This is a genomic window from Streptomyces sp. CB02366, assembly GCF_001905905.1.
Classification (GTDB): Bacteria; Actinomycetota; Actinomycetes; order Streptomycetales; family Streptomycetaceae; genus Streptomyces.
Map to the genome: position 1 here is coordinate 990,685 of NZ_LIVT01000003.1, position 26,952 is coordinate 1,017,636.

The 26,952-nt window shown below is 73.8% G+C and carries 21 protein-coding genes; 12 read left to right on the forward strand and 9 right to left on the reverse strand.

All coding sequences use genetic code 11. From position 1 onward, the window contains the following. Window positions 1–77 precede the first annotated feature (77 nt). From AMK24_RS13070 to AMK24_RS13080, 3 genes are read left to right on the forward strand one after another with little or no spacing between them, the layout of a single operon-like run. Window positions 78–950, forward strand: a complete 873-nt coding sequence (locus AMK24_RS13070; protein ID WP_242435137.1) for a DUF5819 family protein — start codon at window positions 78–80, stop codon at window positions 948–950. Further along, the gene (locus AMK24_RS13075) at window positions 947–2,341 is read left to right on the forward strand and encodes an HTTM domain-containing protein (RefSeq protein WP_073768276.1); all 1,395 of its coding nucleotides are present in this window, start codon (window positions 947–949) and stop codon (window positions 2,339–2,341) included. The genes AMK24_RS13070 and AMK24_RS13075 overlap by 4 nt, the downstream gene beginning before the upstream one ends. Further along, window positions 2,338–3,102 carry a TrmH family RNA methyltransferase gene (locus AMK24_RS13080; protein ID WP_073768278.1) on the forward strand — a complete coding sequence of 255 codons (765 nt, stop codon included), beginning with the start codon at window positions 2,338–2,340 and terminating at the stop codon, window positions 3,100–3,102. Before AMK24_RS13075 ends, AMK24_RS13080 begins: the two co-directional genes overlap by 4 nt. Window positions 3,103–3,121: 19 nt before the next feature. Here AMK24_RS13080 and paaN read toward each other — a convergent pair whose 3' ends face one another. After that, window positions 3,122–4,825, reverse strand: a complete 1,704-nt coding sequence (gene paaN, locus AMK24_RS13085) for a phenylacetic acid degradation protein PaaN (protein ID WP_073768280.1) — start codon at window positions 4,823–4,825, stop codon at window positions 3,122–3,124. Window positions 4,826–4,948: 123 nt separating this feature from the next. Between paaN and AMK24_RS13090 the strand changes: the two genes are divergently transcribed. Continuing rightward, a complete protein-coding gene (locus tag AMK24_RS13090; RefSeq protein WP_073768282.1) occupies window positions 4,949–5,545 on the forward strand; it encodes a TetR/AcrR family transcriptional regulator in 597 nt (198 codons plus the stop codon). A gap of 99 nt (window positions 5,546–5,644) precedes the next feature. Here the strand turns inward: AMK24_RS13090 and AMK24_RS13095 are convergent, their stop codons facing one another. Continuing rightward, complete coding sequence (locus tag AMK24_RS13095; protein ID WP_073768284.1) at window positions 5,645–6,184, reverse strand: Lrp/AsnC family transcriptional regulator; 540 nt, start codon at window positions 6,182–6,184, stop codon at window positions 5,645–5,647. A gap of 274 nt (window positions 6,185–6,458) precedes the next feature. Here AMK24_RS13095 and pdhA point away from each other — a divergent pair, with 274 nt between their 5' ends. From pdhA to AMK24_RS13130, 7 genes are all read left to right on the forward strand, one after another. After that, a complete protein-coding gene (gene pdhA / locus AMK24_RS13100) occupies window positions 6,459–7,619 on the forward strand; it encodes a pyruvate dehydrogenase (acetyl-transferring) E1 component subunit alpha (protein WP_073768286.1) in 1,161 nt (386 codons plus the stop codon). After that, window positions 7,616–8,647 (forward strand): alpha-ketoacid dehydrogenase subunit beta, encoded by a 1,032-nt coding sequence (locus AMK24_RS13105; RefSeq protein ID WP_073768289.1) that lies wholly within the window; start codon window positions 7,616–7,618, stop codon window positions 8,645–8,647. Before pdhA ends, AMK24_RS13105 begins: the two co-directional genes overlap by 4 nt. After that, entirely contained in the window at window positions 8,647–10,164 is a 1,518-nt protein-coding gene (locus AMK24_RS13110; protein ID WP_073768291.1) for a dihydrolipoamide acetyltransferase family protein, read from the forward strand. The genes AMK24_RS13105 and AMK24_RS13110 overlap by 1 nt, the downstream gene beginning before the upstream one ends. A gap of 300 nt (window positions 10,165–10,464) precedes the next feature. Beyond that, window positions 10,465–11,415, forward strand: coding sequence for a DUF6457 domain-containing protein (locus tag AMK24_RS13115; RefSeq protein WP_073768293.1), 951 nt, complete (start codon window positions 10,465–10,467; stop codon window positions 11,413–11,415). Then, window positions 11,412–13,250, forward strand: a complete 1,839-nt coding sequence (locus AMK24_RS13120; RefSeq protein WP_242435138.1) for a molybdopterin molybdotransferase MoeA — start codon at window positions 11,412–11,414, stop codon at window positions 13,248–13,250. Before AMK24_RS13115 ends, AMK24_RS13120 begins: the two co-directional genes overlap by 4 nt. Further along, window positions 13,208–14,344 (forward strand): potassium channel family protein, encoded by a 1,137-nt coding sequence (locus AMK24_RS13125; protein ID WP_073768295.1) that lies wholly within the window; start codon window positions 13,208–13,210, stop codon window positions 14,342–14,344. The genes AMK24_RS13120 and AMK24_RS13125 overlap by 43 nt, the downstream gene beginning before the upstream one ends. Window positions 14,345–14,538: 194 nt before the next feature. Continuing rightward, a complete protein-coding gene (locus AMK24_RS13130; RefSeq protein WP_073768298.1) occupies window positions 14,539–15,531 on the forward strand; it encodes an NAD(P)H-quinone oxidoreductase in 993 nt (330 codons plus the stop codon). 95 nt (window positions 15,532–15,626) lie between these two features. Here the strand turns inward: AMK24_RS13130 and AMK24_RS13135 are convergent, their stop codons facing one another. From AMK24_RS13135 to AMK24_RS13160, 6 genes are all read right to left on the reverse strand, one after another. Next, complete coding sequence (locus tag AMK24_RS13135) at window positions 15,627–16,175, reverse strand: bacterial proteasome activator family protein (RefSeq protein ID WP_030847558.1); 549 nt, start codon at window positions 16,173–16,175, stop codon at window positions 15,627–15,629. Between the two features lie 126 nt (window positions 16,176–16,301). After that, window positions 16,302–19,157, reverse strand: coding sequence for an FtsX-like permease family protein (locus AMK24_RS13140; protein ID WP_073768300.1), 2,856 nt, complete (start codon window positions 19,155–19,157; stop codon window positions 16,302–16,304). Further along, the gene (locus AMK24_RS13145) at window positions 19,154–19,933 is read right to left on the reverse strand and encodes an ABC transporter ATP-binding protein (RefSeq protein ID WP_073768302.1); all 780 of its coding nucleotides are present in this window, start codon (window positions 19,931–19,933) and stop codon (window positions 19,154–19,156) included. The genes AMK24_RS13140 and AMK24_RS13145 overlap by 4 nt, the downstream gene beginning before the upstream one ends. A 225-nt stretch (window positions 19,934–20,158) precedes the next feature. Then, a complete protein-coding gene (locus AMK24_RS13150; RefSeq protein ID WP_073768304.1) occupies window positions 20,159–20,782 on the reverse strand; it encodes a PadR family transcriptional regulator in 624 nt (207 codons plus the stop codon). A 91-nt stretch (window positions 20,783–20,873) separates the two neighbouring features. Continuing rightward, window positions 20,874–21,599, reverse strand: coding sequence for a hypothetical protein (locus AMK24_RS13155; RefSeq protein ID WP_073768306.1), 726 nt, complete (start codon window positions 21,597–21,599; stop codon window positions 20,874–20,876). 200 nt (window positions 21,600–21,799) lie between these two features. Then, the gene (locus AMK24_RS13160) at window positions 21,800–23,425 is read right to left on the reverse strand and encodes a protein kinase domain-containing protein (protein WP_073768309.1); all 1,626 of its coding nucleotides are present in this window, start codon (window positions 23,423–23,425) and stop codon (window positions 21,800–21,802) included. A 337-nt stretch (window positions 23,426–23,762) separates the two neighbouring features. Here AMK24_RS13160 and AMK24_RS13165 point away from each other — a divergent pair, with 337 nt between their 5' ends. Then, the gene (locus tag AMK24_RS13165) at window positions 23,763–25,364 is read left to right on the forward strand and encodes a protein kinase domain-containing protein (protein WP_073768311.1); all 1,602 of its coding nucleotides are present in this window, start codon (window positions 23,763–23,765) and stop codon (window positions 25,362–25,364) included. Window positions 25,365–25,726: 362 nt separating this feature from the next. On the opposite strand, the gene AMK24_RS13170 is transcribed toward AMK24_RS13165, so the two are convergent. Beyond that, complete coding sequence (locus AMK24_RS13170; protein WP_073768313.1) at window positions 25,727–26,758, reverse strand: phosphotransferase; 1,032 nt, start codon at window positions 26,756–26,758, stop codon at window positions 25,727–25,729. Window positions 26,759–26,952 lie beyond the last annotated feature (194 nt).

Sequence of the window (26,952 nt, forward strand, 5' to 3'; positions counted from 1 at the left end):
TTCAATGGTGAGTCGGAGGCCCGTAGGGTGTCAACCCTGTGGATAACTGAGTGGTGATCGACGGTGATCGGGGCGGGATGGATTCGGACCACGGCAGGAGTTCCGCGGACGGGGGGAAGGACGCCTGGCCGCAGGCGTTGAACCGGTCGGCGGAAGCGCAGGACGCTCCCGAGGCCATACCGCCGCCGCCCCCCGCGCCCCCCGGGACGGCTGAGCCCTACGGGGCGCTCGCGTCGACGGGCCCCTCGGTCGCCGGCCGCGGCATAGCCGGGCTCTCCTTCCCGTACCAGGTGGCGGCGGCCCTGGCGCTCTCCCTGATCGGGCTGCTCGCCTGCACGCAGGTGGCCATGGTGTTCCTGCACGTCGCCCCGTCCAACACGGTGACCAAGCAGCACGGGAAGACGGTCGACCGCTGGATCTACCCGGAGTTCGAACAGAACTGGAAGCTCTTCGCGCCCAACCCGCTCCAGCAGAACATCGCCGTCCACGTGCGCGCCGACGTGGCGGGGGAGGGCGGTCGCCACACCACACGGTGGATGAACCTGACCCACGAGGACGGCGAGGGGGTGCGCGGCAACTTCTTCCCCAGCCATGTGGACCAGAACGAACTCCGCCGGGGCTGGGACTTCTACGTCAACTCCCATGACGGCGACAACCGTCCCAACGGTCTGCGCGGGGAGCTTTCCGAGCGTTACGTGCGGCGCATCGCGATGCTGCGGCTGAGCGAGCACGACTACGGCGGCACCATCGAACGCATCCAGCTCCGCTCCGCCACCAGCTCCGTCGCCCCGCCCCCGTGGAGCGCGGAGAAGATCAGCACCCGGCCCGTCCACCGCGTCCTCCCCTGGTGGACCGTGACCCCCGACGACCTCCCCGAGAGCGCCCAGGGACAGAGCCGGGACGCGAACGCGAACGGGAACGCGGCCCGCGGCGGGGAGGCGGACCAGTGACCATTCCCCCGCCCGCAACCCCTCGGAGCCCGGAACCCCGGGAACCGGCCGAACCCCGCCTCGGCAGAACCGGCGGAACCGGTGGTCCCGATGGCACCGGCGGAACCGGTGGCGGTCTGGCCCGTGCTCTCCAGCGCGTCACCGCCTCGCCCCTCGGCCCCTACCAGAGCGCCGTCGTCCGGATCGGTTTCGCCGCCACCTACCTCTTCTTCCTGCTGCGCGAGCTGCCGAACCGCCATGAGCTGTACGGCCCCGACAGCCCGTGGCACTGGGACCTGGCCCGCCAACTCACCGCCGGCAACGAGGCCTTCTCGGTCCTCATGTGGACCGACAGCACGGTCTGGTTCGAGACGGTGTACGCCCTCACGCTGCTGTCCGCCGCGGCGCTGCTGCTCGGGTGGCGGACCCGGACGATGTCCGTCCTCTTCATGATCGGCGTGCTCTCGGTGCAGAACCGGAGCATCTTCATGGGTGACGGCGGCGACAACGTCGTCCATCTCATGGCGATCTACCTGGTGCTCACCCGCTGCGGCCAGGTCTGGTCGCTGGACGCCCGACGCGCGGTGCGCGCGGCGCGGCGGTCAGCGGAGGGACTGCCGCCCGCACGGGATGTCGTGGGCCCGGTGCTCTGGGCGGTCCTCGGCCCGGTCCTCGTGGCGGCCACGTGGATGGACGGGCTCGGCGGCACCTGGTGGCTCCCGACCCTGTTGTGGGTCCTCTGGCTCTCCGCCGCCGCCTGGTGGGCGGTGAACCGCCACCGGCCGCACGGCGAGCCACGCGCCCTCCTCGACGTACTGGCCAACCTCGCGCACAACGCCACCCTCGCCGTGATCATGGCCGAGGTCTGCCTGATCTACGCGACCGCCGGCTGGTACAAGATCCAGGGTTCGCGCTGGCAGGACGGCACCGCGCTGTACTACCCGCTCAACCTCGACTACTTCACCCCGTGGCCCGCCCTGTCGGACCTCCTGGGCTCCAGCGGACTGATGGTGATGGTGCTGACGTACGGCACGGTCATCGTCCAGGTCGCCTTTCCCTTCACCCTGTTCAACCGGCGCGTCAAGAACGTCCTGCTGGTCGCGATGATCTGCGAGCACATGGGGATCGCTCTGCTGCTCGGGCTGCCGTTCTTCTCCATGGCGATGATCGCGGCCGACGCGGTCTTCCTCCCCACGGCCTTCCTCGTATGGCTGGGCGCGCGGGTCACGAACGGCAGGCGGCGGTTGCTCTCCCGCCTGCCCGGCCGGTCGGACGCCCCCGGGGAGGCGGGGATCCCCGCGTCGCCCGGCGCCGGGGCCGGCCCGGCGGAGCCCGGAGCGGCACGGGTGGGCGGGGGCGGGGAGGAGCCCCGGCGCCAGGACGGCGGCGGGGGCCATACGCTCGTCGGGTGAGCAGTGAGACCGGCAGAACCCAGCACCCCCCGGCGGCGGAGGGCCCCGTACGGGCGGAGAACCCCCCGGCGGGGCCCGCCCAGGACTCCGTCCCGGGCCCCCTCAAGGAGGAGCCCCTCCAGTACGACGACGGGTACGGTCCGGCCGTCGGCGTCGGGCCGCACCCGCTGCCCTGGCCCGAGGACGAGCGGTACGACCCCGAGCTGCTGGCCCAGGGGGACCGGCGCAACGTCGGCGACGCGTACCGCTACTGGACGCGGGAGGCGATCGTCGCCGACCTCGACCTGCGGCGGCACGATTTCCACGTGGCCGTGGAGAACTGGGGCCACGACTTCAACATCGGCTCCGTGGTGCGGACCGCCAACGCCTTCCTCGCCAAGGAGATCCACATCGTGGGCCGGCGGCGCTGGAACCGTCGCGGAGCCATGGTCACCGACCGCTACCAGCATGTGCGCCACCACCCGGACACCGCGGAGCTGACCGCGTGGGCGGCCGCCGAGGGGCTGCCGATCATCGGGATCGACAACCTCCCCGGCGCGGTGCCGCTGGAACGGACCGAGCTGCCGCGCCGCTGCGTCCTGCTGTTCGGGCAGGAGGGGCCGGGCCTCACCGAGGAGGCGCGTGAGCACGCCTCCCTGGTGTGCTCGATCGCGCAGTTCGGTTCGACCCGGTCCATCAACGCCGGGGCCGCGGCGGCGATCGCGATGCACGCGTGGATCCAGCGCCACGCCGATGTCCCCGACCCCCGGGACGCCCGCTGATCCGCCGTGCGCCGCCCGACTACGCCTGGCGGCGCACCTCGACCACACGGAAGCGGTTGGCGACGAAGGCCGCGTCGCACAGGGCCGCGTTGGCGGCGGGGTTGCCCCCGGAGCCGTGGAAGTCGGAGAAGGCCGCGGTCTGGTTGACGTAGACCCCGCCGGTCAGGTTCAGCGAGAGCTGGGCGGACTCGTCCAGGCAGACGTCCTCGATCGCGCGCTCCACCTCGGGGGACGTGGTGTAGGCGCCGACCGTCATCGCCCCCTTCTCGCGGATCGTGCGGCGGAGCAGGTCCAGGGCGGCGGACGTCGACTCGACGGCGACGGCGAAGGACACCGGGCCGAAGCACTCGGAGAGGTAGGGGGCGGCGTCGTCATCGGTCTTGGCGCCGTCGAGCTTCACGATCACCGGCGTGCGGACGACGGCGTCGGGGAACTCGGCGTTGGCGACCGTGCGCGAGGGCAGGGCCACCTCGCCCAGCTCGCCGGCCGTCTCGACCCGGGCCCGCACCTCCGGGTTGACCAGCGCGCCGAGCAGGGCGGAGGCGCGGGCGTCGTCGCCGAGCAGTCCGGTGACGGCGGCCGCGATGTCGGCGACCACGTCGTCGTAGGACTTGGCTCCGTCGTCGGTGGCGATGCCGTCCCGGGGGATCAGCAGGTTCTGCGGGGTGGTGCACATCTGGCCGCTGTACAGCGACAGGGAGAACGCGATGTTGGCGAGCATGCCCCGGTAGTCGTCGGTGGAGTCGACGACGATCGTGTTGACGCCGGCCTTCTCCGTGTAGACCTGGGCCTGGCGGGCGTTCTCCTCCAGCCAGTCGCCGAAGGAGGTCGAACCGGTGTAGTCGATGATCCGGATCTCGGGGCGGAGCGCCAGGGCCTTGGCGACGCCCTCGCCGGGGCGCTCGGCTGCCAGCGCCACCAGGTTCGGGTCGAAGCCCGTCTCGCCCAGCACCTCGCGGGCGATGGACACGGTGAGGGCCAGCGGGAGAACGGCGCGCGGGTGCGGCTTGACCAGCACCGGGTTGCCCGTGGCGAGGGAGGCGAACAGGCCCGGGTAGCCGTTCCAGGTGGGGAAGGTGTTGCAGCCGATGACCAGCGCGACGCCCCGGCCGGAGGCGGTGAACGACTTGTGCAGCTTCAGCGGGTCGCGCTTGCCCTGGGGCTTGGACCAGTCGGCGGTCTCCGGGGTGCGGACCTGCTCCCGGTAGGCGTACGCCACGGCCTCCAGGCCCCGGTCCTGCGCGTGCGGTCCACCCGCCTGGAGCGCCATCATGAACGCCTGGCCGCTCGTGTGCATCACCGCGTGGGCCAGCTCGTGGGTGCGGGCGCTGATCCGCGACAGGATCTCCAGGCAGACCAGGGCCCGGGCCTCCGGTCCCACCGCCCGCCACGCGCCCATGCCGGCCTTCATCGCCGGAAGCAGGACGTCCGGATCGGCGTGCGGATACTCGACGCCCAGCTCCGGCCCGTAGGGCGAGACCTCCCCGCCGACCCAGCCGTCGGTGCCGGGCTGCCCCAGGTCGAACCGGGAGCCCAGCAGCGCGTCGAAGGCGGCCCTGCCCTCGGCCGCTCCGAGGCTGCCCGGGGCGCCGCCCTCCCCGTACGCCTTCGGGTGCTCGGGGTGCGGTGACCAGTACGCACGGGTGCTGATCGCGTCGAGGGCCTGGTCGAGCGTGGGCCGGTGGGTCTCGGACAGCTGCTGGGGGGTGAGCGCGGCGGCCATGGCGGACCAACTCCTCATCGAGCCGGGCGGGGAGGTACGGATGGAGTTAGAGTAACCGAACGATCGGTCGGGACAAGGGGCCCCAGGAAACCTGTGGACGACTCATGGGGGAGGATCGCGGACATGACCACGGCCAAGCGGGACGCGTACACACCGGAGACCCTGCTCACCGTCGCCGTCCGCGTCTTCAACGAGCGCGGTTACGACGGCACGTCCATGGAGCACCTGTCCCGGGCGGCGGGCATCTCGAAATCCTCCATCTACCACCACGTGGCGGGTAAGGAGGAGCTGCTGCGCCGGGCCGTGAGCCGGGCGCTCGACGGGCTCTTCGACATCCTCGACGAGCCGGGGGCGCAGCGCGGGCGCGCGATCGAGCGGGTCGAGTACGTCACGCGCCGGACGGTCGACGTGCTGACGGCCGAAGTCCCCTACGTCACCCTGCTGCTGCGCGTGCGCGGCAACACGAAGACGGAGCGCTGGGCGCTGGAGCGCCGCCGCGAGTTCGACCAGCGGGTCGCGGAGCTGCTCCAGGCCGCGGTGGCCGAGGGCGATCTCCGGGCGGACGTGGACATACGGCTGGCCACCCGGCTGCTGTTCGGCATGGTGAACTCGCTGGTCGAGTGGTACCGGCCGCAGCCGGGCGGTTTCCCCGGGGAGGAGCAGCTCGCGGACACGATCGTCCGGCTCGCCTTCGAGGGGATGCGCGCGAACGGCCGCTGAGCGGCCGTCCCGGGGCGGCGGACGGGCCCGCGGCGAGCCGGGCCCGCGGTGGTCCGGGCCCACGGCGAACCGAACCCGCGGGCCGGGGGCGCCGGGCGGTCAGGCGAGTTCGGCCGGGCGGTCCGGGAGCGGGCCGAGGTCCGTCTCCTCGAACACCAGGAGCGTGCGCGTCGAGAGCACTTCGGGGATCGACTGGATCCGGGTGAGGACCAGCTCGCGCAGCGCGCGGTTGTCCGGTGTGTGCACCAGCAGCAGTACGTCGAAGTCGCCGCTGACCAGGGCGATGTGCGTGGCCCCGGGCAGGGCCTGGAGCTGTTCGCGCACCGTGCGCCAGGAGTTCTGCACGATCTTGAGCGTGATGTACGCGGACGCCCCTTGGCCCGCCCGCTCGTGGTCGACCCGCGCGCCGAAGCCGCGGATCACCCCGTCCTCGACGAGCCGGTTGATCCGGGCGTAGGCGTTGGCGCGCGATACGTGGACCCGTTCGGCCACGGACCGTATCGAGGCGCGGCCGTCCGTCCGGAGGATGCGCAGGATGTCGCGGTCGACGGCGTCCAGTGGACGCGCGGGTGGAATCGGGGCCGGCTCGGCCGCCCGGTCCGGCTCATCGCCCGGGTCGGCCATTTGTTCAGCTGCCATCGGCCCGCGCCTCCCTGTCGTGGACGACCTGTATCCATCCCAGGCTGTGGAGAACCGTTTGTCCACAGGCTGGCGGCAGCTGTAGCCAAAATGACCCCGCGACCGAACAATCGGTAGGTGAGGCACACCACACCCGTGCCCCGCCCGCTCGTCGATGCCCCGTTCCGCCCTTCGACGTCCCGCTCCCGGTCGACACCCGCCGACGCCCTGCTCGACACCCATCGACGCCCCGACCGACACCCTCGGTCCCCCTCGATGCCAGGAGGTGCTTTCCATGACGGTCCAAGAGCTGCCCGGCGCGGCCACCCACCGGCCCATGCCGCCCCCGGCCTGGAAGCCGCTCACCGACCCCGCACCGCTGCTCCCGGACCCGGAGCCCTACCGGGTGCTCGGTACGGACGCGGTCGCCGACGCCGATCCCGAGTTGCTGCTCCGGCTCCACGCCGAGCTGGTGCGCGGGCGCCGCTACAACGCGCAGGCCACCGCGCTGACGAAACAGGGCCGCCTGGCGGTCTACCCGTCGAGCACCGGCCAGGAGGCGTGCGAGATCGCCGCCGCCCTGGTGCTGGAGGAGCGCGACTGGCTCTTCCCGAGCTACCGCGACACGCTGGCGGCCGTAGCGCGCGGCCTGGATCCGGTGGAGGCGCTGACCCTGCTGCGCGGTGACCGGCACACCGGTTACGACCCGCGTGAGCACCGCATCGCCCCTCTGTGCACCCCGCTCGCCACCCAGCTCCCGCACGCCGTGGGGCTGGCGCACGCGGCCCGGCTCAAGGGCGACGACGTGGTGGCGCTCGCCATGGTCGGGGACGGCGGCACCAGCGAGGGCGATTTCCACGAGGCGCTGAACTTCGCGGCCGTCTGGAAGGCCCCGGTCGTCTTCCTCGTCCAGAACAACGGCTTCGCGATCTCCGTGCCGCTGGCCAAGCAGACCGCCGCCCCCTCCCTGGCCCACAAGGCCGTCGGGTACGGGATGCCGGGCCGCCTCGTCGACGGCAACGACGCGGCCGCCGTGCACCAGGTGCTGAGCGAGGCCGTGGCGCGGGCCCGGCGCGGCGACGGCCCGACGCTGGTCGAGGCGGTCACCTACCGCATGGACGCCCACACCAACGCCGACGACGCCACCCGCTACCGGGGCGACAGCGAGGTCGAGGCGTGGCGGGCCCACGACCCGGTGCTGCTGCTGGAGCGCGAGCTGCTGGAGCGCGGGCTGCTGGACGGGGCGGGCGTCGAGCGGGCGAAGGAGGCCGCCGAACGCATGGCCGCCGCCCTGCGCGACCGGATGAACGCCGATCCGGAGCTGGCGCCGATGGACCTGTTCACCCATGTCTACGCCGAGCAGACCAGCCAGCTGCGGGAACAGGCCGCCGCGCTGCGCGCCGAGCTGGACGCCGAGCAGGACCACGACGAGCACGGCACGGAGGCGGGACGATGACCACCGCGGCAGCGACGGCCGGCGGTCGTACGACGAAGGCGAAACCGGCCACGATGGCGCAGGCCCTCGGGCGCGCGCTGCGCGATTCCATGGCCGAGGACCCCGCCGTCCACGTGCTCGGCGAGGACGTGGGCACGCTCGGAGGGGTCTTCCGGATCACGGACGGGCTGGCGAAGGAGTTCGGCGACGACCGCTGCACCGACACCCCGCTGGCCGAGGCGGGCATCCTCGGCGCGGCGGTCGGCATGGCGATGTACGGGCTGCGGCCCGTGGTGGAGATGCAGTTCGACGCGTTCGCCTACCCGGCGTTCGAGCAGCTGATGAGCCATGTCGCCAAGATGCGCAACCGCACCGGAGGGGCCATGCCCCTGCCCATCACCGTGCGGGTGCCGTACGGCGGCGGGATCGGCGGGGTCGAGCACCACAGCGACTCCTCCGAGGCGTACTACATGGCCACCCCCGGCCTGCACGTCGTCACCCCGGCCACGGTCGAGGACGCGTACGGGCTGCTGCGGGCGTCGATCGCCTCGGACGACCCGGTGGTCTTCCTGGAGCCCAAGCGGCTCTACTGGTCCAAGGCCGACTGGTCGCCCCAGGCCCCCGCGGCGGTCGAGCCGATCGGCACGGCCGTGGTGCGGCGCTCCGGGCGCAGCGCCACTCTGATCACGTACGGGCCTTCTCTGCCGGTCTGTATGGAGGCCGCCGAGGCGGCGGTCGCCGAGGGGTGGGACCTGGAAGTGGTGGATCTGCGCTCCCTGGTTCCGTTCGACGACGAGACGGTGGCCGCGTCGGTGCGGCGCACCGGGCGCGCGGTCGTCGTCCACGAGTCCCCGGGGTTCGGCGGGCCGGGCGGCGAGATCGCGGCCCGGATCACGGAGCGGTGCTTCCACCATCTGGAGGCGCCGGTGCTGCGGGTGGCCGGGTTCGACATCCCGTACCCGCCGCCCATGCTGGAGCGGCACCATCTGCCGGGAGTGGACCGGGTGCTCGACGCGGTGGCGCGGTTGCAGTGGGAGGCGGACAGCTGATGGCCCAGGTGCTCGAGTTCAGACTGCCGGACCTCGGTGAGGGGCTGACCGAGGCGGAGATCGTCCGCTGGCTGGTGGAGGTGGGCGACGTCGTCGCCATCGACCAGCCCGTCGTCGAGGTCGAGACGGCCAAGGCCATGGTGGAGGTGCCCTGCCCCTACGGGGGCGTGGTAACGGCGCGGTTCGGCGAGGAGGGCTCGGAACTCCCGGTCGGCGCACCGCTGCTGACGGTGGCGGTGGGGGCGACGGAGTCCTCTGCTCCCCCCGGTTCCTCCGCTCCCCCGGCCGGTTCCCGGGGCGCGCCGGCGGAGGGCGGGTCCGCTGCGGACAGCCCTGCCGCCGGGCAGGGTTCCGGGGCCGGTTCTGGTTCCGGTTCCGGTTCCGGGAATGTGCTCGTGGGGTACGGGACCGGGGCCCCGGCCGCCAGGCGTCGGCGTATCCGGCCGGAGCGGACCGTCGTCCCGGAGCGGTCCGTCGTCGCCGCATCCGCCCCTGCGTCTGCCCCTGCGTCCGCCGTGATGCCCGCTGCCGCCGTTCCTGGCGCCGGTCCGGTCCCCCCCTCTGCCGTCGCAGACGGGGTGGACGGCCGGCAGGGGCCCGTAGCCGTGGTCTCGCCGCTCGTACGGCGTCTGGCCCGGGAGCACGGGATCGAACTGCGGCAGGTGACGGGGTCGGGCCCGGACGGACTGATCCTTCGGGCCGACGTCGACGCCGCGATCCGGATGGCCGGGGCGGCGGATGCGGGGAGTCGTACGGCGGCCGGGCCCCCGGCCACGCCCGTCCCGGAGCGGACGGCGGTGGGCGCGGGCGAGCCGGCCGCCGAGCGGATTCCGCTGCGCGGAGTGCGGGGAGCGGTCGCGGACAAGCTGTCGCGCAGCCGTACCGAGATTCCGGACGCCACCTGCTGGGTCGACGCCGACGCCACCGAACTGATGGCGGTCAGGGCCGCGATGAACGCCGCCACCGGCCCGTCCGCCGGGCCGAAGGTGTCGGTCCTGGCCCTGCTGGCGAGGATCTGCACAGCGGCACTGGCCAGGTTCCCCGAGCTCAACTCCACCGTGGACACGGAAGCCCGTGAGATCGTCCGGCTGCCCGGGGTGCATCTCGGCTTCGCGGCCCAGACCGAGCGGGGCCTCGTCGTCCCGGTCGTCCGGGACGCGCACACCCGCAACGCCGAGTCGATCGGGGCGGAGATCGCCCGGCTGACCGAGGTGGCGCGGGCCGGGAAGCTCAGTCCGGCCCAGCTCACCGGGGGCACGTTCACGCTGAACAACTACGGGGTGTTCGGGGTCGACGGCTCGACGCCGATCATCAACCATCCGGAGGCGGCGATGCTCGGCGTCGGCCGGATCATGCCCAAGCCCTGGGTGTACCGGGGGGAGCTGGCGATACGTCAGGTCGTCCAACTGTCCCTCACCTTCGACCACCGGGTGTGCGACGGCGGCACGGCGGGCGGCTTCCTCCGGTACGTGGCGGACTGCGTCGAACAGCCGGCGGTGCTTCTGCGCACCCTGTAGCCGATGGACCCGCGGCCGCCGGGCCCGCATCCGAGGGGCCTGGGTCCACGGGCCCGAGGTCTGCGGGTCGTTCGGCGGACGGGCGGGCGGCCGGTCGGGAGGTCGGGCGAGCGGCCGGTCGGGAGGTCGGGCGAGCGGTCGGTCGGACGGTCGGTCAAGCGGTCGGGGCCGGTCGGGCGGTGCGCTGCCATGGACCGGTGGCCGCGGGGCCGGGGCCTCTCCGCCCCGGCCCCGGCCGGAGTTCACCTTTCGACCACCCCGGCGGGGATGGCGCTCCGGTGTGCCGCCCATACTCGACGTATGACCGCCTACGACGTGATCGTCCTTGCCGGCGGGGCCGCGAAGCGGCTCGGCGGCGCCGACAAGCCCGGGGTCCGGGTGGGCGGCCGGGCGCTGCTCGACCGGGTCCTCGGCGCCTGCGCCGACGCGGCCGTCTCCGTGGTGGTGGGCGGTCGTCGCGCCACCGTCAGGCCGGTGACCTGGACCCGTGAAGTGCCGGAGGGCGGCGGCCCGTTGGCGGCGCTCGGGGCGGGGCTGCGGCTGACGACGGCGGAGCGCGTCCTCGTCCTCTCCGCCGACCTGCCGTTCCTCGGCCGGGGGGCGGTCGACGCGCTGCTCGCCGCCGCCGGTGAGCCGGGCAGGGAAGGGGCTCTGTGCACCGGCCCTGACGGGCGGGACCAGCCGCTGGTGGCCGTCTACCGTGCCGAGCCGCTCCGCCGGGAGCTGGCCCTGATCGCCACCGAGCACGGAGGTCTCGCCGGGCTGCCGCTGCGTCTCCTGACGGCGGAACTGGACCTCGCCCGCGTCGATGCCGGCCCCGACGCCGCGTTCGACTGCGACACTTGGGAGGACATCGCCGCCGCCAGAGCCCGGATCAGGGAGCATGGGGCCGTGCTGGACGAATGGATCACCTCGGTCAAGAACGAACTGGGCATCGAACTCGACGTCAACACCGGTGTCCTGCTCGACCTCGCCCGCGACGCCGCTCACGGAGTCGCCCGGCCCGCCGCCCCGCTCACGACCTTCCTGGTCGGGTACGCGGCGGCCAGGGCGAGCGCCGGGCACGGGCCCGACGAGGCCGCCGCAGCGGTCGCGGAGGCCGCCCGGAAGGCCGCCGCCCTCGCCCTGCGCTGGGAGGCGGAGGCGAACGAGGGAGCGGGGACGGGGCCCGCCGGGAACGGACCGGCAGGCGACTCCGCGGGTGGGGCGAGGTCCGGCGACACGGGCCGTGAGGGGACCGGGACGCCATGACCGGCCCCGACCGCCCCGTACCCGGTCCCGGCGAGGACGACCTCTTCGCGTCGGGTTCCGCTCCGCAGGAGCCGTCCGGGAGGGGTCGCGCCCGCGCCGATGAGGACGTGGCCATCGAGCAGGCGCTCGCCCTGGTCGGCGGTTCGACGCTCGGTCCGGTCCGGGATCCGCACAAGGGCCCGCCCGGCGGCACGAGCCGCGCCCGCCCGAGCGGCGCCTCGAACAGTGGCGACCCGGACAGAGGGCCCTCGAACAGCGACGACCCGGGTACTGGAACCTCGGGCAGCGGCACTCCGGGCGCCCCGGGCGTCGGCGACGCCTCCCACCGAGGCATCCCGAACGGCAGTGCCTCGAACCGCCGCATCAGCGGCACCGACGCCTCCGGCAGCCGTCGTCCCGCCGCGGGGGACTCCGCGAAGGCCCCGGCCGAGAGCGGGCCGGGCGCCCGGCCCGACCACCGCGTACGGGCCGCCGCCTCCCCGCCCCGCCCCGCGCACCCCGCCCCGCCCCTGTCATGGAGCCGGGCACGGGCGGTCGCGGCCAGGGCCGGGCGGGGCGGCCCTCTCGCGGTGGTCCGGTTGCCGCTCGACCGTGCGCTGGGGCATGTGCTGGCCGAACCGCTCGGCGCACTCACCGACCTGCCGTCCTTCGACACCTCGGCCATGGACGGGTGGGCGGTCGCAGGCCCCGGGCCCTGGGCGTTCGAGGCCGGGGCCGGAATCCTCGCCGGCCGCAGCGCGGCCACCGCGCTGCCCGACGGTTCCGCCGTACGCATCGCCACCGGCGCCCGGATCCCGCCCGAGGCCACGGCGGTCGTCCGCAGCGAGCACGCGTACGCCGACGAGGACAAGGGGCTGCTGTACGCCGAGCGGTCCGTGGCCACCGGGCAGGACATCAGGCCGCGGGGCCAGGAGTGCCGGACGGGCGAACAACTCGTCCCGGCGGGAACGGTGGTGACCCCGGCCGTGCTGGGCCTCGCCGCCGCCGCGGGGTATGACGCGCTGCCCGCCGTTCCCCGCCCCCGCGTCGACGTCCTCGTGCTCGGCGACGAACTGCTCACCGCCGGGTTGCCGCACGACGGGCTGATCCGGGACGCCCTCGGGCCCATGCTCGGCCCCTGGCTGCGGGCCCTGGGCGCGGAGGTCACCGCCCCCCGCCGCCTCGGGGACGACGCCGGGGCGCTGCGCGACGTCCTCGCCGCCTCCGACGCCGACCTGATCGTGACCACGGGCGGTACCGCGGCCGGCCCGGTCGACCATGTCCACCCCGTCCTCGACGGACTCGGCGCCGAACTGCTGGTGGACGGGGTCGCGGTGCGCCCCGGCCATCCCATGCTCCTGGCGCGGCTGCCCGCTCAGGGACAGCCCGGCGAGCGCGCGGAGAGGCCGCCGAAGACGCGGCGGGGAGCAGCCATGGACCACGGTGGGGCAGCGGCGGGGCAGCGTGCGGGAACACCGGACGGGCCGTACCTGGTCGGGCTGCCCGGGAATCCGCTCGCGGCCGTATCGGGGCTGATGACGCTCGTGGAGCCGTTGCTCGCGGGCCTCGCGGGCCGCTCCGCCCAGGACGCGTACCGTGCCCTCGTCCACGCCGAGGTGCACGGACATCCGCACGACACCCGCCTCGTCCCCGTCGTCCATCGCGCGGGCCGGGCGGGCGGCCGGGACCATGTCGCGCCCCTGCGCTACAACGGCCCGGCGATGCTGCGGGGGATCGCCGCGGCGGACGGGCTGGCCGTCGTGGAGCCGGGCGGGGTACGGTCCGGCACCGAGGTGGAGATTCTGGATCTCCCATGGGCCCCGGCGACGCCGTGGACGGAAGGGTGTTTCACGTGAAACTTCCCGGCCACGATGCGATGGCCAGGCGCGCGGACGAACTGGTCGTGCCGACGCGGGTGATGCTCCCCCGCCGAGTGGGCGTCGGCCCGGCCCGGCAGGTCGCCAAACGGCTGCTGATGGCCCTGCTCGTGCTGGCCGCGACCGTGCTGATCGTCTGGCTCGACCGCGGCGGTTACAACGACAACGCCGACGGGTCGGTCGACCTGCTCGACGCGGTTTACTACGCGACGGTCACCCTCTCCACCACCGGGTACGGGGACATCACCCCGTACAGCGACGGAGCCAGGCTGATCAACGTGGTGCTCGTGACACCGCTGCGCGTGCTGTTCCTCATCATCCTGGTCGGCACCACCCTCGAAGTCCTCACGGAACGGACCCGCGAGGACTTCCGGCTGAAGCGTTGGAGATCCAACTTGCGTGACCACACCGTCGTCGTCGGCTTCGGCACGAAGGGCCGCTCGGCGATCATGACCCTCTGCTCCACCGGCCTGCGGAAGGACCAGATCGTCATCGTCGATCCGGCTTCCAAGGTGATCGAGGCCGCCAACGCCGAAGGGTTCACCGGCGTGCTCGGCGACGCCACCCGCAGCGACGTCCTGCTCCGCGCCGAGCTCCAGAAAGCGCGTCAGGTCATCATCGCGACGCAGCGCGACGACACCGCCGTCCTGGTGGCCCTGACCGCACGGCAGTTGAACCGCGGGGCGAAGATCGTGGCGGCGGTGCGCGAGGAGGAGAACGCGCCGCTCCTGCGGCAGTCCGGCGCCGACGCCGTCATCACCAGCGCCAGCGCTGCCGGGCGGCTGCTCGGCCTCTCCGTCCTCAGCCCCAGCGCGGGCACCGTGATGGAGGACCTGATCCAGCAGGGCAGCGGCCTCGACCTGGTGGAACGGCCGGTCATAAAGGCCGAGGTGGGCAAGAACGTACGGGAGACGGAGGACCTCGTCGTCAGCGTCCTGCGCGGCCACCGGCTGATCGGTTACGACGATCCGTCGGCGAGCCCGTTGCAGCTCACGGACCGGGTCATCACCATCGTGCGGAAGAGCCCCAGCTCCACCTCCGTGTCCCACAACCCGATGCCGCCGCGTCCCTGACCCGTCGGCGGGCCCGGGGACGTACGGACGCCGGGGCTCCGGAACGGCGGACGCCGGCCCCTCGGGGCGATCGCCGGGCCCCGGCCGCAGGCCCGCCCGCCGCCGACCGCGCGCGGGGCGCCCGGGCGCACGCCACGCGCCTGAGTACACGCGGTACTCCTGGGTGCGCGCCGGGCCGGAGTAGCCTCGCGGCCATGTATGCGATCACGATTCCCGAACCCGGCGGCCCCGAGGCGCTCGTATGGGCCGAGGCGCCCGATCCCGTACCCGGCGACGGCGAGGTCCTCGTCGAGGTCGTCTCCAGCGCAGTGAACCGCGCGGACGTGCTTCAGCGCCAGGGCTTCTACAACCCACCGCCCGGCGCGTCCCCCTACCCCGGCCTGGAGTGCGCGGGCCGCGTCCTCGCGCTCGGCCCCGACGTGACCGGCTGGGCGGTCGGTGACGAGGTGTGCGCGCTGCTGTCCGGCGGCGGCTACGCGGAGAAGGTCGCCGTGCCGGCGGGCCAGCTCCTCCCCGTACCGAAGGGCGTCGACCTGATCGAGGCCGCGGCGCTCCCCGAGGTCGCCTGCACCGTGTGGTCGAACGTCTTCATGATCTCCCACCTGCGACCCGGCGAGACCTTCCTGGTCCACGGCGGTTCCAGCGGTATCGGCACGATGGCGATCCAGCTCGCCAAAGCGGTCGGGGCCCGGGTCGCGGTCACGGCGGGCAGCCCGGAGAAGCTCGCCCGCTGCGCCGAGCTGGGGGCGGACATCCTCATCGACTACCGCGAGCAGGACTTCGTCGAGGAGATGCGGGAGAACACCGCCGGGGCCGGGGCCGACGTCATCCTGGACCTCATCGGCGCCAAGTACCTGGACCGGAACGTACAGGCGCTCGCCGTCAACGGCCGCCTCGCGATCATCGGGCTCCAGGGCGGCGCCAAGGGCGAGCTGAACCTCGGCGCCCTGCTGGCCAAGCGGGCCGCCGTCACCGCGACCTCCCTGCGGGGCCGCCCGCTCCAGGAGAAGGCCGCCATCGTCGCCGCCGTACGCGAGCACGTGTGGCCGTTGATCGAGGACGGCGTGGTCCGGCCCGTGGTGGACCGCACGCTGCCGATGGCCGACGCCGCCGAGGCGCACCGGGTGCTGGAGTCCAGCGGGCACATCGGCAAGGTCCTGCTGGCCGCGCCGTCGGCAGGGGCCTGACCCGTCGAGGCGGCGGGCGGCACGGACGACGGGGGCCCGGCGCACACCACCGTGTGCGCCGGGCCCGGGAACGTGTCGGGCAGGACGGGGGCGGGTTACAGGTAGGGGCCCGAGCGGAGCGGGCCGTGCGGGTCCGCGCCGCCCTCCTCGCCCTCGTGCGCCGAGCCCGGCGGCAGCGCGCGGCGCATCTGCTCCAGCTGGGCGCGGGCCGCCATCTGCTGGGCGAACAACGCCGTCTGGATGCCGTGGAAGAGGCCCTCCAGCCACCCCACGAGCTGGGCCTGGGCGATCCGCAGCTCCGCCTCGGAGGGCACCGAATCCTCGGTGAACGGCAGGGAGAGCCGCTCCAGCTCCTCGACCAGCTCCGGGGCCAGCCCGTCCTCCAGCTCCTTCACGGAACCGGCGTGGATCTCCTTGAGCCTGACCCGGCTCGCCTCGTCGAGAGGAGCCGCCCTGACCTCCTCCAGCAGTTGCTTGATCATGCTGCCGATGCGCATGACCTTCGCGGGCTGTTCCACCATTTCCGTCACCGGGACCTCGCGCGACTCGTCGTCACTGGCACCGCCGCCGACAGCCATTCCGTCCTGGCCCACGACAAGGACCTGCGGATGCTCCTGCGACCGGTCATTCCTCGGCATTTCCATGCCGCCATTGTCTCGCACACCTGCCGTACACAAGGGTGGTGCCCCCGAGAACGGGTGATCCACCGTTCTCGGGGGCACCGGAATCCCTCGGCCGGCCACCGGGAGGGGGGTATCCCGCCCCGGGCGTCACCCCGCGCGTCGCGTCAGTCTCTGCCGGGAGCCGGTGAGCGCGGCGGCCAGCAGCCCGGCGAGCACCGGGACGGCCAGGGCCAGCAGCCCGACGGTCTCCCACGGCATCACGATCGGCGTGTACGCCGACTGCATCGGGTCCGCCCGCATCTCCGCCAGCGCCGCGCGCAGGTCGGTGAGCCGCAGGGCGATCGCGGGCACGAGGCCCGCCGCCGTTCCCAGCAGGACGCCGGTCAGGGCGACGACCAGGCACTGGAAGCCGGACAGGGACCGCCGCAGGCCCGGGGGCGCGCCCACCGCGCTGAGCGTGGTGAGGTCGGCCTCCGCGTCGGCCTTGGACAGCCCGGTCGTGATGGCCGCCGCGCCGAGGGTCACCACTCCGGCGAAGAGGGCGAGGATCAGCAGGATCGTGTCGTCCTCGGTCCGGAACTCCTCGTCCGAGGCCATCAGGTACGCCTTGTTCCCGGCCTGGGCGAGTGCCGCGTAGGCCGCCTGGCGCTCGGCGTCCGTGGCCTCGCGGCCCAGCGTGTAGAAGCTGCCGTAGTCCTCGACGTGCAGTCCGAGGCGCTCGGCGGTCTTCCGCGGCATGACCATCCGGATGCCGGGGGTCGCCGCGTACCGGTCGGGGGCGACGTACACCTTCAGCCGGTCCGTGGTGGTGCGCGCCGCGCCGGGGCGCCGGGCCCGGTTCTTCCCGTCCTGGTCGCTGTAGGCGTGGGTGGCCTTGAGGGTGACCTCGCCGTTCTTCGCGTACGCCGAGTTCAGCAGGACGGGCGTCCCCGCCTCCAGGGCCTTCGCCGCCGCCGGGTCGTCGAGCTTCACGTACGTGTCGAGGACGTCCGCGCCCCCGATGACGATCTTGTGCTCGGCGGTGCCGAACGCGACCGTCGTGTAGTTCTCGTCCATGCAGGCCGGGGAGTTCATGACCCGCTTGTGCTCGTCGGCCGAGAGCCGCAGGGCCAGCTCCTTGGCGCCCTCGCCCTTGAGCGGGCAGGTGTGGCCCTCGCCGGAGGGCTTGACGAGTTCGAGCTCCCCGCAGTCGCCCTCCTCCCGGCGGTGGACCGAGCAGTCGCTGCCGGCCCAGACCCGGCCGAAGTCGGCGGCCTTGCCGATGACCGGGTAGTTCTGCTCGACGGCCGTGCGGGAGCGGGGCAGTTCGGCGTCCGCGCCGAGGTCGGTCGCCGTCAGGGCGAGGGTGCCCGGGGTCATGTTGGGCACGTAGTCGTACGCCTGCTCGGCGGCGCTGCTGCTGGTGTACGTGGCGATGGCGACGCTGCCCGCGACGGCCGCCATCACGGCGGCGACGGCGGGAGCGGTACGGCCCCGGTTGCGGGCCGCGTCGCGCAGGGCGATCCGGGGCGTCAGCGGAAGGCTCCGGCCGAGCCGCCCGAGGAAGCCGACGATCACGGGGATGCAGCCCAGTACGCCGAGTTCGGCCAGGACGGAACCGCCGGCGACGAAGGCGGTGTCGCCCGCCACCCCGCCGTAGACGGCGACGCCGACGCCGGCCGTGAGCGCGATGAGGCCGATGACGGGCAGCACGCGGGAGCCGCGGCGGGCGCCGCGCCGTCCGGTGAGCGATTCCAGGACCGACTGGCGGCCGGCGACGATCGCCGGGGCCAGGGCGGCGAGGACGCCGGTGACCAGGCCGAGCGCGGCGATGCCGAGGATCTCCCAGGGGCGTACGGTCAGTTCGCCGAAGCGGCTGCCCGTGTAGTCCTCGATCATCGGGCGGAACAGGGCGGTCAGCCCGAACCCGGCGCCGACCCCGGCCACCGCGCCGATGCCGCCGATCACGGCGCCGCCCGCGAGCACCACGGCCCGGACCTGGCTCCGGCTGCCGCCGCACGAGCCGACCAGACCCAGCTGGCGGCGCGAACGACGCGCGCCCACGGCGAACGCCGGACCGGCCAGCAGCACGATCTCCAGGACGGCCATGGCGGCCACCGTGAGAACCGCCGCGGTCGTCTCCGTGGCGGTGGAGTACCCGAGGCTCGTCCCGGCCATCGGGACCTCGGAGTCCGGCGGCGGGTCCAGGGCGACCTGGCGGGACTTGACCACCACGCCCATCTCATTGGCCGCGAGGATGTCCTGCCAGGTCACTCCCGCCCCGGGCGGACCCTTCACCAGCCACTTCGGGTCGCTCGGCTGGGGCGGCAGGATCGTCCTGTCGCGGTCGGCGGTCTTCTGCCAGGGGGCGATGACCGAGCCCGGGAGCGCGTAGAGGGAATCCGCCCGCAGGTCGGCGGGGAGTTCGACCGTGCCGGTGAGGGTGTAGGTCTGCTCGGGTCCGCGCACGGTGACGGTGTCGCCGATGGACAGTCCGGAGGCGTCGGCGAAGGCCGTGGTCGCGGCGATCTCGTTCCGCTTGCGCGGGTAGGCGCCGTCGGTCAGCTCGATCCGGCCGCGCACCATCGGGTCGAAGAGGCGCAGCTCGCTGATCTCGGTGTCGGCGATGCCGTGCCGGGTGGTCACCGACGCGGGCACGCTGCGCTCGGTCAGGTAGTGGGAGCCCTCGGGGAAGGCGGCCGGCACGTCGACCGGCTTCTCCTGGACCTCGGGGGGCGGTTCGGGGGCGTCCTGGGGGGTGCCCCAGTTGATGCCGTCGGGCATCTGCTGGAGCCGCACCGGGCCCAGGCTCGTGGACGAGAACCGGGCGTCGGCCGCTCCCAGTTCCGCCGTCAGCTCCTCGGCCCTGGTGGGCAGGGCGCTGCGGTAGGTGAGGTCGGCGGCGGTGACGCCGAGGACCGGGAGGGCGATCATCGCGACGACCAGGGCGCTGCGGCCCTTGGCCCGCGCGGCGTCGCGCCGGGCTATGCGGAGGGCGGCACGCCAGCCGGAGAAGACGCTCACCTGGTGGCCTCGGTGGTGGTGGAGAGCAGGGAGTCCGCTCCGGTGGTCAGGGTCTGGTCGACGATGGAGCCGTCCCGGAGGAAGACGACCCGGTCGGCCCAGGCCGCGTACCGGGGCTCGTGGGTCACCATGACGGCGGCCGCCCCCTGGTCGCAGCGGGTGCGCAGGAGGGCGAGGACGGACTCGCCGGTCTCGGAGTCGAGCGCTCCGGTGGGTTCGTCGGCGAGCACGAGGCGGCGGTCCCCGACGAGGGCGCGGGCGATGGCGACGCGCTGTTGCTGGCCGCCGGACATCTCGTCGGGGAAGCGGTCGGCGATCTGCTCCAGCTTCATCTCGGCCAGGGCGGCGAGGGCCTCCTTGCGGGCCTTGCGCACCGGGACGCCGTCGAGTTCGCGGGGCAGGGCGATGTTCTCGGCGGCGGTCAGGGCGGGGATGAGGTTGTAGTCCTGGAAGACGTAGCCGACGCTGCGGCGGCGCAGGGCGGCCATGCCCTTGGGGCCGAGAGCGGCGATGTCCTGGCCTTCGATGATCACCTGTCCGCCGGTGGCGGTGTCGAGGCCGCCGGCCAGGGTGAGCAGGGTGGACTTGCCGGAGCCGGAGGGGCCCATGACGGCGACCAGTTCGCCCGGGTGCACGGAGAGCTGGACGCCGCGCAGGGCGTGCACCCGCGTGACGCCGGAGCCATGGGTACGGGTCAGCCCCCGCAGTTCGAGTACGGGGCTGCCGCCGGGCGTCCCGGAGGACGGCGGGGGCGGCGGTGTGGCGGACGAAGGCATGTGGGAGGTCCCCCCTGGGAACGGCGTGGTCGGGTGTGGGCGGAGACGGCGGTGCTCGACGGCCGCGGTGCGCGTTCGTCCGCCGCGGTGCCGCCCGGATCGGTCGTACGGCGACGGCACGGGCGTACCGGAACCGGGTACGGGCGTACGGCTCCGGTACGGCTACGGCTCCGGCCGGGGCGCCGGGGCCGTACGGGCCGGTGCCGTCGGGCCGGCGCCGTCGGGTCAGCGCTGGGAGCGGTCGCGTCCGGCCAGGGTCCGGGCCGGCCCGCGGGTGGCGGCGGGGCCCGGGCCGGACGAGGGCTCGGTGGCGGCGGCCTCGGCGAGGCGGACGAGCCGGGACTCGCAGTGGTCGAGCCAGCGGGCCTCGGCCTCCGCCTGGAAGATCAGCTGTTCCACGACGAGCAGCCAGGCGACCTCGTCGCGGTCGGCCGGGACGTCGGCCAGGGCCTGGGCCTTGAGCCGGGTGTAGTCCTGCATGGCCTTGAGCGTGTGGTGGCGCTGGGACTGGATGACCTCGCGGATGTCGACCCCGGGGGCCCCCACGGCCATGGCCAGCTTGATGGCCAGTTCGTCACGGGGTGGGCTGGTGCGGTCCACGGGGGCCTCGAACCAGGCGCGCAGCTCGGCCCGCCCCTCGTCGGTGATGGCGTAGAGGTCGTGCCCGGCGGCGTCAGCGCCGTCCTGGACGACCATGCCGTCGCGTTCCAGCCGGCTGAGCGTCGTGTAGACCTGCCCGACGTTCAGGGGCCAGGTGGAGCCGGTGCGCGACTCGAACTCGGTGCGGAGCTGGGCCCCGTAGCGAGGGCCCCGTTCCAGCAGGGCCAGAAGGCCGTGGCGAATGGACATACTGAGTATGTATACCGAGTATGTTCGTCCTGGCAAATGGAGACGGCCGCGGTGACGGAGCTGTTACGGGCCGGGGCGCGCGGGCGCGGGGTCAGTTCGCCCGGCGCATGCGGAACGCGAGGAAGCCGATCCCCAGCCCGACCAGGGTGATGCCCATGCCGAGCGAGACCTGCTGCACCCGCCGCAGGGAGGCGGCGTCCAGCGCCTGGGCGGCGGCCCGCTGCGCCGGGTCGGTGAAGGCGTCGGGCGGCGGGGTGGCGGCGGGCAGGTCGACGGGGTCGATGTGATTTTCGCCGGTCTCGCCGGTCCCGTCGGACGGGTCTTCCCCGTCCGGTGTCCGGGCCGCCGCCGGTTCCCACGGGGCGAGGGAGCGTCCGGGACGCGCCTTGCCGGCCCCGGCCTCGCGGCCGGCCAGCGGGGCGGTCGACCCGGAGACCTGGGGGGACGCGGTGGGGGAGGGGGTCGCTCCCGGTGCGTCGTCCCCGCGTGGGCCGTGCCCGCTCGACGCCGCGGAGGACGGCACGGGCCACTCCTCGGGCGTCCCGACGAGCGGGACGGCGGAGGGCGGGAGCGGACCGGCGGGGAGCGCCGAGGGGGAGCCGGGGGCCGGCCGGGCGGGCCGGGGCGCCGCCGCGGCGGGGGGGACGGCGGACCCGGGAGGGCCCGACGCCCCCGGGGCCGACGCGGTGGGGGGCGGTCCGTCCGGGGGCGGCGCGCCGTGGCCGGAGCCGCCCAGCGGTCCCAGGGCCGCTCCGGCCGCCGCCAGCAGACAGACCGCACACCTCGCCGACCATGCGGCCGGCAGTCCTGGAGCCATGAGGCCAGCGTCACACGCGCCACTCCGTCCGGCATCCCGGACGCGCTACCCGGACATTCCACGCCGGTCAGCGGTCGGTAGCGGATGAGGGGACGAGATCCTGAACCCCGAAACGATCAGCTTCGGACACCGGCACGCTGCCCGTCGGCTCAGGAGGAAGCCCCGGGCCCGGGTTCAGGAGGGAGGGCCCGACCGTCGGCTCAGGAGGGCTTGCCGGTGGAGACCTTCAGCTCGAAGTGGGCGCCGCGCTCGGGGACCGCGGTGCCCGAGGACGGGAACTGGCCGACGACCTGGCCGTCCGCGTAGGTGTTGCCCGGCTCCGCGATCTCCTTGATCGTCCAGCCCGCGGCGGCCGCACACGCCTTGGCCGACTGGATGTCCTTGTAGATGAAGCTCGGCGCGCGGACCTTCTGCGGGTCGTTGGAGTCCTCGGAGGCGTTCGAGCAGTCCGTGTCCTTCATCGTCCGGTTGCGCTCCGGCGGGCGGTAGCCCTCCACCTGCTCGGTGGTGCCGGAGTCGCCGCCCTTGCCCTCGTTCTCCTTGCCGTTCTGGAGGGCGATCGCGGTGATCAGGCCGCCGACGGCGAGCAGCGCGACGACGATCGAGCCGACGATGACCGGCATGTTCCGCTTCGAGCCGGCGCGGCCGGCGGCGCCCACGGCGGTCGAGTGCTGCGGGCTGACCGCGTACGGCGGCGGCGTCGGGTGGGACAGCGGGCCGGCGGTCGGGTAGCCCTGGCCCGCCTGCGGATAGCCGTAGCCCGGGGCGGACGCGGGGGTCGGCTGACCGTAGGGCCCCGGCTGCGGGTGCGGCTGGTACGGCGTCTGGACGCCGTGGGGCGCCGGAATGCTCTGGTCGACGGGCGGGAAGACCGCCGAGCCGACACCGGAGCCGCTGTTGGCGGGCCCGCCGCCGGCCACGATCACCGGGGCGCCGGTCCGGCCGTCCGAGGCGTTCAGCACGCGGGCGATCTCGTCGCGCATCGCGGCGGCGCTGGGGAAGCGCTCGTTCGGATTCTTCTTGAGCGCGCGGGCGACCAGGGCGTCCATCGCCGGGGTCACCGCCCGGTTGATGCTGGAGGGGGCGACCGGCTCCTCCTGCACGTGCGCGTAGGCGATGGCCAGCGGCGAGTCCGCGTCGAACGGGATGCGGCCGGTGAGCAGCTGGAAGAGCATGATGCCGACCGAGTACAGGTCGGACCGGGCGTCGACGCCCCGGCCGAGGGCCTGCTCGGGGGAGAGGTACTGCGGAGTGCCGACGACCATGCCGGTCTGCGTCATCGAGGTGACGCCGGACTGCATGGCGCGGGCGATGCCGAAGTCCATGACCTTGACCACACCGCGCTTGGTCATCATCACGTTGCCCGGCTTGATGTCGCGGTGGACCAGGCCCATCTCGTGGCTGGTCTCCAGCGCGGCGAGCACGTCCGCCGTCACCTTGAGCGCCTTGTCGGCGGGCATCGCGCCGTGGTCGCGGATGTCGGCGGCCAGCACCGAACCGAGCGGCTGCCCCTCGACGTACTCCATGACGATGTAGGGCATCAGCGCACCGCCGAGCTCGTCCTCGCCGGTGTCGAAGACGGAGACGATGTTGGTGTGCTGGAGCTTGGCGACGGCCTGCGCCTCACGCCGGAAGCGCTCGCGGAAGGACTGCTCGCGACCCAGTTCGGTGTGCAGGGTCTTGATCGCGACCTGGCGGTCCAGGGCGGAGTCGTAGGCCAGGTATACGGACGCCATCCCGCCTTCGCCGAGCAGGTCCCGCAGTTGGTAGCGGCCGCCCGCCACCGCTCCGCCCGCGTAGCGGCCCTGTGCGCCGTCCTGGCTCATGACTTGCATCCCCCTCGCCGGCGCGCGGTCGCACGCGGTGTTTCTGTAGGACGTGGTTGCGTGCGACGCGGTTCCGTACAACGCGATTACGCGCCAAGTCTGCCGTAGGGGTCCGACACGTCAAGCCGGGTGCCCGTTCCGTGACCCTACGCACAAGAAGCGTCCCGGAAGCGTTACAGGAACCACCCGGAATTCACCGGGAGGACGCGCCGGGCGGGCAGATGATCCTGCCGGAGCGGAACCGGGGTGTCCGCGGAAGCCTGTAGCGTGACGTGGCAATGCAGCAAGGCACCGTGAGAACCCGCGGACGCGCGGACAGATACGACGGCGAGGACTGATGGCACCCGATTCCGAAGCAAACGGCGGCGGAGTTTCGGATGGCACCGACTCCTGGGGCGTCGGCGGCGTCGTAGGTGACGGACGTTACCGGATGACCCACCGGCTCGGCCGGGGCGGCATGGCAGAGGTCTACGCGGCGGAGGACGTCCGGCTCGGACGGACCGTCGCGGTGAAGCTGCTCCGTTCCGACCTGGCCGAGGACCCGGTCTCCAAGGCACGCTTCACCCGCGAGGCACAGTCCGTGGCGGGCCTCAACCACCACGCGATCGTCGCCGTGTACGACTCCGGCGAGGACGTCGTGGGCGGTCAGACCGTCCCCTACATCGTGATGGAGCTGGTCGAGGGGCGCACCATCCGCGACCTCCTCCTGACCGCCGAGGCCCCGCCGCCCGAGCAGGCGCTGATCATCGTCTCGGGGGTGCTGGAAGCCCTCGCGTACTCGCACCAGCACGGCATCGTGCACCGCGACATCAAGCCCGCCAACGTCATCATCACGGACTCCGGCGCGGTCAAGGTGATGGACTTCGGCATCGCCCGCGCGCTGCACGGCGCGCAGTCGACGATGACCCAGACCGGCATGGTCATGGGCACTCCGCAGTACCTCTCCCCCGAGCAGGCGCTCGGCAAGGCCGTCGACCACCGCTCCGACCTGTACGCCACGGGCTGTCTGCTGTACGAACTGCTGGCGCTGCGGCCCCCGTTCACCGGCGAGACCCCGCTCTCGGTGGTCTACCAGCACGTCCAGGACATCCCGGTGCCCCCGTCCGAGGTCTCGGACGTGGTGCCGCCGGAGCTGGACGGCATGGTGATGCGCTCGCTGGCGAAGGACCCCGACGACCGGTTCCAGAGCGCCGAGGAGATGCGCGGCCTCGTCCAGTACAGCCTGCAGATGCTCCAGGTGCAGGGCGGCCACACGGGCACCTGGAACACCGGCCCGGTCGCGCTGCACGAGGGCGGCCAGACCCCGCCGCACGGCATGACCGGCTCCACCCGCCCGATGGGCGCGGGCCACCCGGTGCACGGGGACACCTCGCAGGGGCCGATCCTGCCTCCGTACAACCCGGACGACGGGGGGTACGACGGCGGGGGGCAGGGGCGTCCCGGCGGGCGCGGCAAGATGTGGCTCTTCGTCCTGCTCGCGCTGATCGCGATCGGCGCGGGGGTCGCCTTCGCCGTGAACGCCGCGCAGGACAGCGGCGGCGCCAAGGACCCGGTCAAGCCGTCCACCTCGGCCAGCCCCTCCGAGAAGGAGCCCTCCGAGGAGCCCACCGAGGAGGAGAGCGACCAGCCGGAGGAGCCGGACACCTCCAGCGGCGGCCAGACGCGGCAGAACCCGCCGCCGTACATCCCGGACCCGACCCCGACCCGGCCCACGTTCTCCCCGTCCCCGACCCAGACCGGCACAGATCCGGGCGCCTCGGACGGCAACGCCAACGAGGGCGGCAACGGCGAGCCCACCGGCGAGCCGAGCAGCCCGGTCACCGACCCCGGCACGCCGGGCGGCGCCGGGGACGACGGCGGCCCCGGGGGCGGCGAGGAGGACGGCGGTACGGGCACCACGCCGGGCGGCGACGCGTCGGCCGGCAACACCACGCCGTAACGGAACCCGCGGCGCCCCGGCCTCCACCGCACCACCGGATCGCTCCTGAGCGCCACCGGATCGATCCTGAGCCCGGCGCGCGCCACCACGGCGCACGCCGGGCTCCCGTGTGAGCGGGGCGCCCCGTGGACCGGCGCAGGCGGGCCCGTACCGGGCTTCCGGACCGCGTGGGCGGCGGGCGGCGACCGTCCCGGCGCACGCGCGCACGCACAGCCGCGCCGCCTTCCGGAACCGCCGCACACCGCCGGGCTCGCGCGCCCGCGCAGTCGTGCTCCCGCCCCGGCGCGCGCAGTCGTGCTTCCGCGCACACGCGCGCCCGTACAGCAGCCGGTGGGGGCCGGTGCCGACCCCGCGCGCGGCGCTCACTCCGTGAAGGCCGCGCAGACCGCCTCGTACTCCCGCGTCCACCACACCGCCAGGGCCGACACCGCGGGGAACTGCGGGTCGGCCCTGCGGTCGTCGAGACGGTAGCGCCAGCGGAGTATCCAGAAGTCGTTGAGCCGTTCCCACCACACCCGGTGCACGGCGGCCGCCAGCTCCGCGGCCCCCGCCCCGGCGGCGCGTCGGTACGCGCGGGCGTACGCCCGTACCTTCGCGAGGTCCAGCTGTCCGGCGGGCCGGACGAAGAAGATCGCCGCCGCCCGGACCGCCTCCTCGGCGCGCGGCTGTACGTCCAGCCGGTCCCAGTCCACGATGGCGACCGGGTCGGCGTCCCGGTAGAGCAGGTTCAGCGGGTGGAAGTCCCCGTGCACCCACCCGGTGGCGGGCTCGTCCGGGGTGGGCGGGCGCCGGTGGGCGTGCTGTTCGAGCAGGGCGCGCCGCTCCACGAGCCGGTGTACGGCCAGTTCGTCGAAGGCGTCGCGCGGGGCGCCCCGGCCGTCCTGTCCGCGTGCGGCGTCCAGCAGGTCGTCGATCAGCGCGAAGGTGTCGGCGGTGTCCGGACTGGGGTGGCCCGGCCGGCCGGGCGGATTCGCCGGATGCGGGCCGTCGCGCGGGGCCATCACCTGTTCCAGACCGGTGTGCACGGCGCCGAGGAGCGCACCGAGCCGACGCGACTGGACGAGGGTGAGCTGGGCGCCGACCCGGTGGAGGCCGTCGACCCAGGGATGCAGGGCGTAGCACCGTTCGCCGATCACCGTGACGGTCTCGCCCCGGGCGTCCGCCAGGGGCGGGACGACGGGTACGCCGAGCGACTTCAGGCGCTGGGTGGCACGGTGCTGGCGCAGGATCGCGGCGCGTTCGCCGCTCGGATCGTCCAGGTGCTTCTTGTCGAGGTGGTGCTTGAGGAAGTAGGCGCCGCTCGTGGTGGAGACGCGGTACCCGTGGTTCAGCAGCCCCTTGGTGATCGGCTCGCAGGCGAGCGGTTCGCCCACGCCCGGATAACGACGCAGCACCTCGCCGACCGGGGGAACAGGCGGGCGAGTGACATATGAGCGCGGCACTTACCAGATGTTAGATCACTCTGCGTATCCGGGACGCGGACTTGCGGTCACCACCGGCGATGCGCTAGGGGACCGCGGAGCCCGGCAGGACGCCGCGGAGGCTGCCGGGCCGGACCGCGGAGGCCGCCGGGCCGGGGCCGCAGCGG

Excerpts from the sequence above, each read along its gene's own strand:
- AMK24_RS13130 (WP_073768298.1), top strand. The coding sequence starts at position 14,539 with ATGTATGCGATCACGATTCCCGAACCCGGCGGCCCCGAGGCGCTCGTA.
- AMK24_RS13125 (WP_073768295.1), top strand. The coding sequence starts at position 13,208 with ATGGGCCCCGGCGACGCCGTGGACGGAAGGGTGTTTCACGTGAAACTT.
- AMK24_RS13105 (WP_073768289.1), top strand. The coding sequence starts at position 7,616 with ATGACCACCGCGGCAGCGACGGCCGGCGGTCGTACGACGAAGGCGAAA.
- AMK24_RS13135 (WP_030847558.1), bottom strand. The coding sequence starts at position 16,175 with ATGGAAATGCCGAGGAATGACCGGTCGCAGGAGCATCCGCAGGTCCTT.
- AMK24_RS13090 (WP_073768282.1), top strand. The coding sequence starts at position 4,949 with ATGACCACGGCCAAGCGGGACGCGTACACACCGGAGACCCTGCTCACC.
- AMK24_RS13115 (WP_073768293.1), top strand. The coding sequence starts at position 10,465 with ATGACCGCCTACGACGTGATCGTCCTTGCCGGCGGGGCCGCGAAGCGG.
- AMK24_RS13095 (WP_073768284.1), bottom strand. The coding sequence starts at position 6,184 with ATGGCAGCTGAACAAATGGCCGACCCGGGCGATGAGCCGGACCGGGCG.
- pdhA (WP_073768286.1), top strand. The coding sequence starts at position 6,459 with ATGACGGTCCAAGAGCTGCCCGGCGCGGCCACCCACCGGCCCATGCCG.
- AMK24_RS13120 (WP_242435138.1), top strand. The coding sequence starts at position 11,412 with ATGACCGGCCCCGACCGCCCCGTACCCGGTCCCGGCGAGGACGACCTC.
- AMK24_RS13150 (WP_073768304.1), bottom strand. The coding sequence starts at position 20,782 with ATGTCCATTCGCCACGGCCTTCTGGCCCTGCTGGAACGGGGCCCTCGC.
- AMK24_RS13165 (WP_073768311.1), top strand. The coding sequence starts at position 23,763 with ATGGCACCCGATTCCGAAGCAAACGGCGGCGGAGTTTCGGATGGCACC.
- paaN (WP_073768280.1), bottom strand. The coding sequence starts at position 4,825 with ATGGCCGCCGCGCTCACCCCCCAGCAGCTGTCCGAGACCCACCGGCCC.
- AMK24_RS13160 (WP_073768309.1), bottom strand. The coding sequence starts at position 23,425 with ATGAGCCAGGACGGCGCACAGGGCCGCTACGCGGGCGGAGCGGTGGCG.
- AMK24_RS13070 (WP_242435137.1), top strand. The coding sequence starts at position 78 with ATGGATTCGGACCACGGCAGGAGTTCCGCGGACGGGGGGAAGGACGCC.
- AMK24_RS13145 (WP_073768302.1), bottom strand. The coding sequence starts at position 19,933 with ATGCCTTCGTCCGCCACACCGCCGCCCCCGCCGTCCTCCGGGACGCCC.
- AMK24_RS13155 (WP_073768306.1), bottom strand. The coding sequence starts at position 21,599 with ATGGCTCCAGGACTGCCGGCCGCATGGTCGGCGAGGTGTGCGGTCTGT.
- AMK24_RS13110 (WP_073768291.1), top strand. The coding sequence starts at position 8,647 with ATGGCCCAGGTGCTCGAGTTCAGACTGCCGGACCTCGGTGAGGGGCTG.